The 11,991-nt window shown below is 69.5% G+C and carries 11 protein-coding genes and 2 pseudogenes; 10 read left to right on the top strand and 3 right to left on the bottom strand.

Annotation, left to right across the window (positions count from 1 at the left end; genetic code table 11):
- Positions 1 to 69: 69 nt before the first annotated feature.
- The 3 genes and pseudogenes from OG496_RS10100 to OG496_RS10090 form a co-directional block, all read right to left on the bottom strand.
- Positions 70 to 909, bottom strand: coding sequence for a transposase family protein (locus OG496_RS10100; protein ID WP_405970501.1), 840 nt, complete (start codon positions 907 to 909; stop codon positions 70 to 72).
- A gap of 32 nt (positions 910 to 941) precedes the next feature.
- Positions 942 to 1,426: pseudogene (locus tag OG496_RS10095) on the bottom strand (hypothetical protein).
- 237 nt (positions 1,427 to 1,663) lie between these two features.
- Complete coding sequence (locus tag OG496_RS10090; RefSeq protein WP_405970510.1) at positions 1,664 to 2,731, bottom strand: LacI family DNA-binding transcriptional regulator; 1,068 nt, start codon at positions 2,729 to 2,731, stop codon at positions 1,664 to 1,666.
- Between the two features lie 272 nt (positions 2,732 to 3,003).
- Here OG496_RS10090 and OG496_RS10085 point away from each other — a divergent pair, with 272 nt between their 5' ends.
- From OG496_RS10085 to OG496_RS10040, 10 genes and pseudogenes are all read left to right on the top strand, one after another.
- On the top strand, positions 3,004 to 4,086 hold the full coding sequence (locus tag OG496_RS10085; RefSeq protein ID WP_405970509.1) for an ABC transporter substrate-binding protein: 1,083 nt from the start codon (positions 3,004 to 3,006) through the stop codon (positions 4,084 to 4,086).
- Complete coding sequence (locus OG496_RS10080) at positions 4,083 to 4,874, top strand: glutamine amidotransferase (RefSeq protein ID WP_405970508.1); 792 nt, start codon at positions 4,083 to 4,085, stop codon at positions 4,872 to 4,874. The genes OG496_RS10085 and OG496_RS10080 overlap by 4 nt, the downstream gene beginning before the upstream one ends.
- On the top strand, positions 4,871 to 5,557 hold the full coding sequence (locus OG496_RS10075) for a M24 family metallopeptidase (protein WP_405970507.1): 687 nt from the start codon (positions 4,871 to 4,873) through the stop codon (positions 5,555 to 5,557). The genes OG496_RS10080 and OG496_RS10075 overlap by 4 nt, the downstream gene beginning before the upstream one ends.
- Positions 5,554 to 6,369, top strand: a complete 816-nt coding sequence (locus tag OG496_RS10070; RefSeq protein ID WP_405970506.1) for an ABC transporter ATP-binding protein — start codon at positions 5,554 to 5,556, stop codon at positions 6,367 to 6,369. The genes OG496_RS10075 and OG496_RS10070 overlap by 4 nt, the downstream gene beginning before the upstream one ends.
- Positions 6,366 to 7,232, top strand: coding sequence for an ABC transporter permease (locus OG496_RS10065; protein ID WP_405970505.1), 867 nt, complete (start codon positions 6,366 to 6,368; stop codon positions 7,230 to 7,232). The genes OG496_RS10070 and OG496_RS10065 overlap by 4 nt, the downstream gene beginning before the upstream one ends.
- The gene (locus OG496_RS10060) at positions 7,229 to 8,074 is read left to right on the top strand and encodes a nitrilase family protein (protein ID WP_405970504.1); all 846 of its coding nucleotides are present in this window, start codon (positions 7,229 to 7,231) and stop codon (positions 8,072 to 8,074) included. Before OG496_RS10065 ends, OG496_RS10060 begins: the two co-directional genes overlap by 4 nt.
- Positions 8,074 to 9,027, top strand: a complete 954-nt coding sequence (locus OG496_RS10055; RefSeq protein WP_405970503.1) for a ribokinase — start codon at positions 8,074 to 8,076, stop codon at positions 9,025 to 9,027. The genes OG496_RS10060 and OG496_RS10055 overlap by 1 nt, the downstream gene beginning before the upstream one ends.
- Entirely contained in the window at positions 9,024 to 10,148 is a 1,125-nt protein-coding gene (locus tag OG496_RS10050; protein WP_405970502.1) for a M20 family metallopeptidase, read from the top strand. Before OG496_RS10055 ends, OG496_RS10050 begins: the two co-directional genes overlap by 4 nt.
- Before the next feature lie 357 nt (positions 10,149 to 10,505).
- A pseudogene (locus tag OG496_RS10045) lies at positions 10,506 to 10,990 on the top strand (hypothetical protein).
- A gap of 32 nt (positions 10,991 to 11,022) precedes the next feature.
- Complete coding sequence (locus OG496_RS10040) at positions 11,023 to 11,862, top strand: transposase family protein (RefSeq protein ID WP_405970501.1); 840 nt, start codon at positions 11,023 to 11,025, stop codon at positions 11,860 to 11,862.
- Positions 11,863 to 11,991: the final 129 nt, after the last annotated feature.

Here is an 11,991-nt window from a genome sequence, read left to right as displayed (position 1 = left end):
GTCTGGTGTGCGCGGGGTTCGGGATGCTCGTGCTGGTCGTGGGTGGATGACTTTGGTGAAGATCGTCGGTCACCGGGAAACTTCGCGGTTGGTGAGGACGAGCAGGGACCTGACCAGGGCGGTCGCCCACGTCGGGTCGGTGCGGACCTTGCCGAGCACGCGCCAGTTCTTGAGGTGGGCGAAGCCGTGCTCCGCCGGTGCCCGGACCGCTGCCAGTGCGGTATTCGACAGCTTCTGGCCGCGGGTCAGGGGTCGGTTCCGGGCGGCCTTGTAGCCGGTGATCACTGCCGGGTCGGTGTCGGGACCGCTGTCGTCGAGCCCGACGAAGCCCAGGCCGGCGATGGCGCCGAGGCCGGCCGCCCGCAGCTTGGCGGTGAGCTGGTGGTGTCGGCAGGCGGTGATCTCCGAGGTCCGTCCGGGCCGGGCCGCCGAGACCCAGAGCAGTCGGCCGCGGTCGTCGGTGAGCGCGATCACGAGCAGGCCATGGCATTTATTCTTGCCGGAGTAGTTCTTCCGGTTCTCTTTGCCGGTGCGCCGCCGGGTGCGGATCAGCGTGCCGTCCAGCAGCACCACCCCGCCACCCGTGTGGGCGATCTTTTTGAGGGCGCGGTCCAGGCGCGGGGCGCGGGCGGCCAGCAGGCCGACGACTTCCCGAGCCCACCGGGTCACGGTGGTGCGGTGGATCCCGTTGCCGCCGGCCAGGTCGCCGGGCCGCTGGTCACAGCGCAGTACCGCGAGCACGATGGCGGCGATCTTCCCCGCGGGCAGGGCCCGCCACCGTGCCCCGATCTTCTTGCAGTGGCCGCGTATCAGGTCGGCGAGCCAGTTCAGGGTGGCACTCGACAGCGGCAGGCGGGCAGGGTAGACAAGGCCGTCAGTGCCCTCGACGGGATGGTTGCTTTTCTTCACACCAAACTCAACTGCCGTCGGGGGCCCGCCGGTTACGCGCGTCGACGCCCACCGCAGCACCGCCAGGAGCGTGCGGTGAACCTGCCGTCGGGACGCTTGTGCAGCCAGCCGCGGTCGGCGAGCTTGGTCATCTTCGCCCGCAACGGTTCCAGCTTCCCGCGTACCGTCACCTCCAGACCCAACTCCTCGCCGACCGCCCTGACCTGCACCGGGCCGTCGGCAGCCCGCACGATCGCCAGGATCTTGCGGTAGTCGGCGGGCAGCGCGGCCTCGCCGCCTTCCCGCCGCGGTGCGGGATCAGCAGCACCGCCCGCCCCGCCACCCGGGCCGCAGTCGGGGCGACGGCCGCAGCGGCCTCCTGCGCAGCCCGGTCCTGCTCGGCCAGCCGGCGCAGGACCCGCTCGGCGATCACCAACTCCTCCCGCTCGACCTGGACCTCCGCCAGCTGCTTGGCCAACTCCTCGGCGAGCGTGTCCAGTTCATTCCGGCGAGCCGTGATCCGCTCCAGCTCCAGCATCCCCACACCCTCCCCGCACTCTCCCGGCGCACCGGCCCGGTCACGGACCGTAGGAGCGGCACGGCAGTCGGCGCAGCAGAACCCGGCAACGGCCCCGGCCGACAAGTCAAACGATCTTCACCACGGACGCCCGCCGACGACCAGCGCGAGTACCCCGGCCGCCCCGCACACCAGACCCCTGACCTGCGCACTTCATCGCACACAAGTCTCAATGTGTCGCCAGCGTGATTCCCGCGGTCAGACCTGGACGGGCGAAGACAGTACGTCAGTGGACGGTGCGGGCACCCGCACGCCGTCTGCGGGGGCCGCCGCGCCTGCCTGGGTTGTACTGCCTCGGACGATGAGGCGGGTCGGGAGAATGAGCTTGCGCGCTTTCCGTCGCGGCTCGTCAATGCGGGCCAGTAGGAGGTCCGTTGCCTGGGCCGTCAGGTCGCCGACGGGCTGGCGAACGGTAGTGAGGGAGGGCTGGACGAGGGTGGCGGTGCTGATGTCGTCGTAGCCGCTGACGGCCAGGTCGTGGGGCACGCGGAGGCCGAGGCGAGTCGCGGTCGTGATGACGCCGTGGGCGATGAGGTCGTTGCCGCAGACGATGGCGTCCGGTGGGGTCGGTGCGGTGAGGAGCTGTTCGGCCGCCTCTCGGCCCCACGTTTCGGAGAACGAGGCGAGAAGGACGCGCTCGGGTCGGTGGGCGTCAATGGCGGCAAGGAAGGCCGAGTGCCGTTGTGCGCCGGACCAGTTGCCGCGGTCGCCGCCGACGTAGGCGATGTCCCGCTTGCCGAGGGAGCGCAGGTGGTCGACGAGTTGGCGGATTCCGTCGGTGTCGTCGACGCCCACGAAGTCGTAGGCGTCTTCCCCGACACTGCGGTCCAGCTGGACCAGGGGTATGCGTTCCGCCGCTCGCCGGACCGCGGGGAGGCTGAGGGTCTGATGGCAGGGGCTGATCAGCACGCCGTCGACCTGCCGCTCGGTGAGCATGTCCAGACGCTGTGCCTCGATGTCGGGGTCGTCGTTGGACGTGCAGAGCAGTAGCGCGTAGCCCTGGTGGCGCAGAGACTCCTCGGTGTGCTGTACGACACTCGGGAAGAACGGGTTGTCGACCCTGGGCACGATCATGCCGATCGCCTGGGTGGACTGCTTGCGCAGGGCGCGTCCGAGCTGGTTGGGACGGTAGCCGAGCTCCTCGACGGCGGCCGCCACGGCTGCGGCCGACTCGGGACGGACGGCGCGGGCGCCGCTCAGTACCCGGGAGACGGTCGAGGCCGACACTCCGGCGGCTTTGGCGACGTCGTAGATGCTGGCTTGCACGGTGATCCGGGTGTCCTCCTCCTGGGGCGTCGTCGCGGCTGACGGCGCTCGTTGCGGGGAGTATGCCACGAAGGTCGGGCGGGCAGCCCTGACGGTGTTCGCCGGATGCGGGCTCCGCTACGCCCATGGGCCGCCGGCCGAGAAGGCCTCGCGGCAACGGCTTCGTTTCGCCGGAAATACCGCGAATCTCCCCCTTGACAGCGCGCGGCGTGCCACTCGATGATTCACGGCAATCGATTGCCAAGTGAGTCCGGCCGATCCCGAGGAGCCCGATGGACATCCGGAGAGACGACCCCAGCAGAGCCCGCAGCGCTCGCCGAGCCACCCGGAAGACGGGCTGGCGCGTCCTGACGGTCGCCGCGGCCTGTGCGTTGGCGGCCACCGCCTGCGGGAGCGGCGGGAGCGGCACACAGTCGGCTTCCGGGAGTTCGGCCGAGGCCGACGGTCTGACGACCGTACGGATGGTGCAGGAGTGGCCGGTGGCCGACGGGTTCTGGATTCCGTGGGTCGTCGCCCAGAAGCAGGGGTTCTACCGCAAAGCCGGTATCAACCTGCAGATCGTTCCCCCGCCGAACACGTCAGCGACCGCGCAGTACATCGGTACCGGGCGGGCAGACCTCGCCTTTGACACCTCGATGGACGTCGTCTTCGCGCGGGCCCAGGGTGCACCGATGGTGAGCATCGCGCGGTACGGCACGGGCAACAACTGGGGGCTGATCAGCTCTGCGGAGAAGCCGCTGGACTTCGCGTCGGTCAAGGGCAAGACCATCGGCACGTACAACGACTCATGGTCCAAGGCACAGTTGCAGATCATGCTGGACAGCCAGGGGCTGAAGCTGTCTGACGTCCATCTGGTCAGCGCGTCGAGCGACACGGTGCCGCTCCTTCTGCAGAAGAAGGTGGATGCGATCACCGGCGTCACCAATGCCGAGGGAAGCGAACTGGCCTCGCAGGGTGTCAAAAACTACTCGATGACACTGGCGAAAGACCACGGCGTGCCGAACAGCCCGGTTTGGGTGCTGGCGGCCAACAGCGACTGGCTCAAGGGCCACAAGGACACCGCGCAGAAGTTCATGGACGCCACCGTCGAGGGGCTGCAGTACGCGATCGCGCACCCCAAGGAGGCCGTCGACGCGTTCATGACCACGTACCCGAAGGCGCAGAGCCGCGAGTTCACCACGCTGCAGTGGCAGGCGACCAGCGCCCTGTTCGGCAAGAACGTCACCGCGAGCGCTCTCGCGCAGAGCAGCGCCGACTGGTCGGCCCTGCTGAAGGCCGCGAACGACTACAAGCTGGTGAAGAAGACCGACGCGCCGAGCGCCTACTTCACCAACGAACTGCTGGAGAACAAGTGAGCCGGATCCTGCTCGCCGGAGAGTCGTGGACGACGACCTCGACCCACACCAAGGGGTTCGACTCGTTCATCACCTCGACCTACGCCGAAGGAGCCGGGCCGTTCCTGAAGGCCCTGCGGTCGGCCGGGCACGAGGTGACATACCTGCCCAACCACCTCGCCGCAGAGAGCTTTCCCCGCACCGAGGCGGAACTGAACGCCTTTGACCTGGTGGTCCTCAGCGACATCGGCGCCAACACGCTGCTGCTGTCGGCGACGACATTCCTCACCGGCAGCCGCAGCCCCAACCGGCTCGACGCCCTCGCCTCGTGGGTCCGGGCAGGTGGGGCCCTGCTGATGGTGGGCGGTTATCTGAGCTTCCAGGGCATCGAGGCGAAAGCGAACTACGTCAACACCGCGATCGCTCAGATCCTCCCCGTCGACATGGAGGCCGGAGACGACCGGGAGGAGACGCCCCAGGGGGTCGCTCCCCTCGTCACCGACCCCGCACACCCCGTCACCTACGGCCTGCCGGTGGTGTGGCCCGCCGTCCTCGGCTACCAGCGGGTGCGGGCCCGAGCGGGCGCGGACGTACTCGTCGAGGTCGACGGTCGTCCTCTGGCGATCACCGGCCGGGCCGGCGAGGGACGGGTGATGGCCTTCACCTCCGACATGGGACCGCACTGGCTGCCCGACGCCTTCATGGCCTGGAGCGGCTACGACACGTTCTGGCAGCAGTCCGCGCGGTGGCTCTGCTCCGCTCCCGCCGACGCGGCGGCCGACAGCCGAGAGGCGGTGTACACGCCGTGACCCCGACTCCGACGCCGCCCGAAGGACTCACCGAAGTCCCGCCGATCGGGCTCGTGACGGCCCAACGCCTGGCGGTCGTGGTCGCCGAGCATGTCGCCGCACGGGCGCAGGCAGGACAGACCGAGATCGCGGTACGTGACTGGACCGAGGAACTGCTCGGCAGGCGCGGCAGCAAAGGGGTGTGGACCCCGACCAATGTCGGCTTCGGTGCCGGAACGCTGAGCTGCTTTCCCACCGACAAGCCCAGTGACCGCGTCCTTTGGAACATCGACCTCGGTTTCGTCGACGTGCACCCCGTCACCGAGGACGGTTGGTGGGGCGACTGCACCCGCAGCTTCATACGGGGCGAAAACCCCGGTTACCGCGAAGCGTTGGAGACCATGCGGCACGTCCATGAGACCACACTGGCCGCGGCCCGTCCGGGGATGCGGGCGTGCGACCTGTTCTTCGCGTTCCAGGAGGCGCTGGAGCCTACCGGCCTGCTGCTCCTGGACCGGCTCAACAACATCGGCCACTCCTTGGACCGGAACACCTCCTACGACCTGGGCTACCTCGACCCCTGGAACGAGACCCGCCTCTGGGGAGCCTGGGCCGTCGAGCCGTTCATGGGCAACCACCTGTGGGGCGTCAAGCAGGAGGACGTCCTCTGGTTCGGCCGGCACAACTGCGTGGTGATCCGATGACCCCCGTGAGTACGGCGGCGAAACTGGAGATCCGTGACGTCGTCCAGAACTTCGGCTCCACGGTCGCTCTCTCCAGCACGTCCCTGGAGGTCCGCGACGGCGAGTTCATCTCGATAGTGGGCCCGTCGGGGTGCGGCAAGAGCACCCTGTTCAACATCGTCTCCGGCATCCAGCGCCCCACCGAAGGGCAGGTTCTGCTCGACGGTTCGGACGTGACCGGCCACTCCGGGCACGTGGGGTACATGCTGCAGAAGGACCTGCTGCTGCCCTGGCGGTCCACCCTCGACAACATCCTCCTGGGTGCCTCCCTGACCCGGAGGGTCACCCGCGCCGACCGTGCCCACGCGGCCGGCCTCGCCACCCGGTACGGGCTGGGCGACTTCCTCCACCACTACCCGCACGCGATGAGCGGCGGCATGCGCCAGCGCGTCGCCCTCATGCGCACTCTCGCCTTCGCCCGCGACGTCATGCTCCTGGACGAACCCTTCGGCGCCCTGGACTCCCAGACCCGGATGGAGATGCAGCAGTGGCTGCTCAGCGTCTGGGCGGAGCATCGCAGCACGGTGCTCTTCGTCACCCACGATGTGGACGAGGCCATCTTCCTGGCCGACCGGGTGGTCGTCATGTCACCCCGGCCGGGCCGTATCCGGCAGGTCTTCGACGTGGGCCTCGACCGCCCGCGCGGCCTCGCGACACTGACGACCCCCGAGTTCACCACGCTCAAGCGCGACATTCTCGGGCTGATCTACGAGGGCGCCGACACCCCGTCGTCGTACGAACCGCCGTACGAGCCCTCCGGGAGGAAGACATGAACCGCAGGCGCCACCAGGACAGGCTGTGGACGCGGCTGGCCGTGCCGGTGCTGGCCGTGCTCGCCGTCCTGGCGGTGTGGCTGCTGCTGGTGCACGGCGCGGGCGTCGCCCCGTACGTACTGCCGTCGCCGAGCGCCACGGTCCACGCCATCGCCGACGACTGGGACGTCCTGTCGCAGGGCATCGTGATCACGGGGGAGGAATTCGTCCTGGGCTTCCTCCTGGGCACAGTGACCGGCTTCGTCCTGGCGGTGTTCATGGCACAGTCCCGCTGGGTGCTGCGGGCCCTGTACCCGCTCCTGATCGCCAGCCAGGCCGTGCCCATCATCGCCATCGGCGCGGCCCTGGTGATCTGGCTCGGTTTCGGCCTGACGCCCAAGGTCGTCATCGTCGGCCTCATCGTGTTCTTCCCAGTCGTGGTCAATGTGCTCGACGGGCTGGCGTCGGTCGACGAGGACTCCATCAGCCTCGCCCGGTCCATGGGGGGCGGCCCCTGGCGTACGTTCCGTACAGTCCGGCTGCCGGCCACGTACACACCGCTGTTCTCGGCGCTGAAGATGTCGGCGACGTTCAGCGTCACCGGCGCCGTCATCGGCGAGCAGACCGCCTCCAGCACCGGGGGGCTCGGGGTTTATCTGACGCAGCAGCAGTCGCGGCTGAACACCGCCGGTGTCTTCGGTGACATCGTGCTCCTCGCCGCCATGGGCATCATCGCCTTCGCGCTGATCGCCGTCCTGGAGACGGTTGTCACGCCGTGGCGCAGGCACAGCAGCGTGCCACGCCGGTGGCGCGCGTCCGCGGTGCCGGTGCTTCCGGCGCTGGACACCGTCCAGCCCGCTTCGACTTCCGAGGGAGCACGATGACAGGCCGGGTCACTGTCGCCGCCGTCCAGACGCGGCCCGTCATCGGCGAGGTGGACGTGAACCTCGCCGCGATCGCCGAAGCCGTCACCCAGGCCGCCGAGCGCGGAGCCACACTGGTGGTGCTGCCCGAACTGTGCACGACCGGTTACGTGTTCGCCTCACGCGAGGAAGCCGCAGCTCTGGCCGAGGAGATTCCGTCCGGACCGAGCACGCGCTTCCTGACCGGCTTGTCCGCCCGGCTCGGCGTCCATCTGGTCGCGGGCATCGCCGAAAGAGAAGGAGACCTCCTCTACAACAGCGCAGTCCTCCTCGGTCCGGACGGCCATCTGGGCACCTACCGCAAGGTCCACCTCTGGGACAACGAGAACACCATCTTCGAACCCGGCAATCTCGGCCTGCCCGTCTTCGACACCGCCTTCGGCCGGCTCGGCATGCTGATCTGTTACGACGCCTGGTTCCCGGAAGCCTTCCAGGCGCTGGCGCTGCAAGGCGTCGACGCCGTCTGCCTGCCGACCAACTGGGTCCCCATCCCCGGGCAGCAGCCCGGCAAGCCAGCCATGGCGCTCTCCCTGTGCCAGGCGGCAGCCCACGTCAACAGCATCCATGTGATAGCAGCGGACCGGGTGGGAACCGAGCGCGAACAGCCCTTCATCGGCCAGAGCATCATCGTCGGCCCCACCGGCTGGCCGCTGACGGAACCCGCAGGCAGCCAGGACCCGGAAACCGTGCTGGCCACGGCCGACCTGACCGACGGCCGCCGTCTGCGCCGGTGGAACACGCACAACGACCCCCTCGCCAACCGGCGCCCCGAGGTCTACGCGCCCTACGGAGACCGGCCCTGATGACAAAGGTCTACGACGTCGTGGTGGTCGGCTCGGCCAACGCCGACATGGCCGTCGGGGTCGAACGCCGCCCCGCCGTCGGAGAGACGGTCCTCGGCTCCGCCCTTGCCACCCACCCGGGCGGCAAGGGCGCCAACCAGGCGGTCGCCGCCGCGCGACTGGGAGCCCGCGTCGCGCTGGTGAGCCGGGTCGGCGACGACGCCCACGGCCGCTTCCTGCTCAAAGCGCAGAAGGCGGCCGGGGTCTGCACCCACGCTGTACAGGTCGGCGGAGCACCGACGGGCGTCGCGCTCATCATGGTCGGGCCGCAGGGTGACGACAGCATCGTGGTGTCGCCCGGCGCCAACGCGCTGCTGTCCCCGGAGGACACGCGCGCGTCACAAGACCTGCTGTCCGCCGCCCGGGTGGTCTCGCTGCAACTTGAAATCCCCCTGGCCACCGTCGCAGCAGCGGTGACCGCTGCCGGTCCGCAGACCCGGGTCGTGCTCAACCCCTCACCGCCGGCGCCTCTGTCGACCCGGGTACTGGCAGCCTGCGACCCTCTGGTCCTCAACGAACACGAGGCCAGAGCGATGCTCGGCGACACGGGAGAGCACGGTACCCCCGAGGAGTGGTGCACCGCGCTGCTCAGGCTCGGACCCAGGTCGGTGGTGGTGACCCTCGGCGCGGAGGGTGCGGTGGCGGCGGACGCCTCGGGTGCCGTGCGAGTCCCCGGTATCCCCGTCGCCGCGGTGGACACCACCGGCGACGGCGACGCCTTCACCGGAGCCCTGGCCTGGCGGCTCGCCCAGGGCGACACCCTCGCCCAAGCAGTGGAATTCGCTGTCCGTGTCGGAGCGGCAGCGGTGCCCCGGGCCGGAGCACAGGACTCCTTCCCAACCCTCGAACACCTGGCAGACCGGGAACACCGGGAGACGTCATCGCACCGACCGGCAGGGAGCACCGACGCATGACAGAAGTCGTCGATCTCACCCGCCGACTCATCGCCCTCAACACGGTGGACCGCAACGAAAGCAGCGCCCACGCGATTGTGGGACCGCTGCTCGAAGCCGTCGGCTTCACCGTCCACGTCTTCGAGTACGCTCCTGGGCGCGGCACCCTCGTGGCCGATTGGGCAACCAGACAAAACACCCCGCCCCTGTGCCTGTCGGGTCACCTGGACACCGTCCCCCTCGGTTCGCAGGATTGGCGCCACGACCCTCACACCGGCGAGATCGACGGCGACCGTCTCTACGGCCGGGGCGCCAGCGACATGAAAGGCGGCGTGGCCGCCATCGTCCTGGCCGCCGTCCGCATGGCCACGAACGGCCACCCCCGCCGAGCAGGCGTGAGGATCATCCTCACGGCTGCCGAGGAAACCGGCGCCCTCGGCGCCCGCCACCTACAAGCCACCCTGCGCGATCGCCGCAGCGGACCCCTCCTCATCGCGGAACCGACCGCGAACGCCGTCGTACACGGCCACAAGGGCGCCCTCTGGCTCGAAGCCCGTGCCAGCGGCATCACCGCCCACAGCTCCACCCCACACCTCGGCGACAACGCCGTCTACAAGCTCGCCCGCGCCGTCACCAGCCTGGAAACCTTCGCCTTCCCCTGCGCCGACGCCCCGCACCCGGTCATGGGCACGCCCACACTCAACGTCGGCACCTTCCATGGGGGCCTCAACCCCAACTCCGTGCCCGACCAGGCCAGAGCCACCATCGACGTACGCACCGTGCCCGGCCAACGCCACCCGGACGTCGTCGACCAACTGGCACAACACACAGGCCCCGGCATCACCCTCACCTCCCTCCTCGACCTGCCCCCGGTATGGACCGATCCGGACGACACCTGGGCCCGCGAAACAAGCGGCATCGCTTCCGACGTCACCGGCAGCACCACTAACCGGCCCCGCGCCGCGACGTACTTCACCGACGCCGCGATCCTCACGCCCCTCCTCGGCTCCGTCCCCACCCTGATCTGCGGCCCCGGCCAGCCGGAACTCGCCCACGTCACCGACGAATGGTGCTCCGTGACCAGACTCCAGGAGTCGTCAATCATCTACGAAAGGATCATCCAGCAGTGGTGCGGACTGTAACGGCACCTACTCCGTCCACCAGGAGTCGCGCGCACGCCAGGCCAGTGCGTCCCGACTCTCAGCAACGAAAAGGCCGTGTGGCGTGAGCCTGCACGTTGCTGGGCTCGCTGGCACCGACGCCGGCATCAGATGGGTGCGTTTCAGTTTGAGACTTGTGTGCGATGAAGTGCGCAGGTCAGGGGTCTGGTGTGCGGGGCGGCCGGGGTACTCGCGCTGGTCGTCGGCGGGCGTCCGTGGTGAAGATCGTTTGACTTGTCGGCCGGGGCCGTTGCCGGGTTCTGCTGCGCCGACTGCCGTGCCGCTCCTACGGTCCGTGACCGGGCCGGTGCGCCGGGAGAGTGCGGGGAGGGTGTGGGGATGCTGGAGCTGGAGCGGATCACGGCTCGCCGGAATGAACTGGACACGCTCGCCGAGGAGTTGGCCAAGCAGCTGGCGGAGGTCCAGGTCGAGCGGGAGGAGTTGGTGATCGCCGAGCGGGTCCTGCGCCGGCTGGCCGAGCAGGACCGGGCTGCGCAGGAGGCCGCTGCGGCCGTCGCCCCGACTGCGGCCCGGGTGGCGGGGCGGGCGGTGCTGCTGATCCCGCACCGCGGCGGGAAGGCGGCGAGGCCGCGCTGCCCGCCGACTACCGCAAGATCCTGGCGATCGTGCGGGCTGCCGACGGCCCGGTGCAGGTCAGGGCGGTCGGCGAGGAGTTGGGTCTGGAGGTGACGGTACGCGGGAAGCTGGAACCGTTGCGGGCGAAGATGACCAAGCTCGCCGACCGCGGCTGGCTGCACAAGCGTCCCGACGGCAGGTTCACCGCACGCTCCTGGCGGTGCTGCGGTGGGCGTCGACGCGCGTAACCGGCGGGCCCCCGACGGCAGTTGAGTTTGGTGTGAAGAAAAGCAACCATCCCGTCGAGGGCACTGACGGCCTTGTCTACCCTGCCCGCCTGCCGCTGTCGAGTGCCACCCTGAACTGGCTCGCCGACCTGATACGCGGCCACTGCAAGAAGATCGGGGCACGGTGGCGGGCCCTGCCCGCGGGGAAGATCGCCGCCATCGTGCTCGCGGTACTGCGCTGTGACCAGCGGCCCGGCGACCTGGCCGGCGGCAACGGGATCCACCGCACCACCGTGACCCGGTGGGCTCGGGAAGTCGTCGGCCTGCTGGCCGCCCGCGCCCCGCGCCTGGACCGCGCCCTCAAAAAGATCGCCCACACGGGTGGCGGGGTGGTGCTGCTGGACGGCACGCTGATCCGCACCCGGCGGCGCACCGGCAAAGAGAACCGGAAGAACTACTCCGGCAAGAATAAATGCCATGGCCTGCTCGTGATCGCGCTCACCGACGACCGCGGCCGACTGCTCTGGGTCTCGGCGGCCCGGCCCGGACGGACCTCGGAGATCACCGCCTGCCGACACCACCAGCTCACCGCCAAGCTGCGGGCGGCCGGCCTCGGCGCCATCGCCGGCCTGGGCTTCGTCGGGCTCGACGACAGCGGTCCCGACACCGACCCGGCAGTGATCACCGGCTACAAGGCCGCCCGGAACCGACCCCTGACCCGCGGCCAGAAGCTGTCGAATACCGCACTGGCAGCGGTCCGGGCACCGGCGGAGCACGGCTTCGCCCACCTCAAGAACTGGCGCGTGCTCGGCAAGGTCCGCACCGACCCGACGTGGGCGACCGCCCTGGTCAGGTCCCTGCTCGTCCTCACCAACCGCGAAGTTTCCCGGTGACCGACGATCTTCACCAAAGTCATCCACCCACGACCAGCACGAGCATCCCGAACCCCGCGCACACCAGACCCGTGACCAGCAACTTCACGATGCACAGTGCTCACTGACGAGTGGATGGCCCCGGCGGGT

It is taken from the genome of Streptomyces sp. NBC_00988 (assembly GCF_045162645.1).
Lineage (GTDB): Bacteria > Actinomycetota > Actinomycetes > Streptomycetales > Streptomycetaceae > Streptomyces.
Note: the sequence above shows the minus strand (reverse complement) of the source record. Positions and strands in the feature narration are given on the sequence as shown.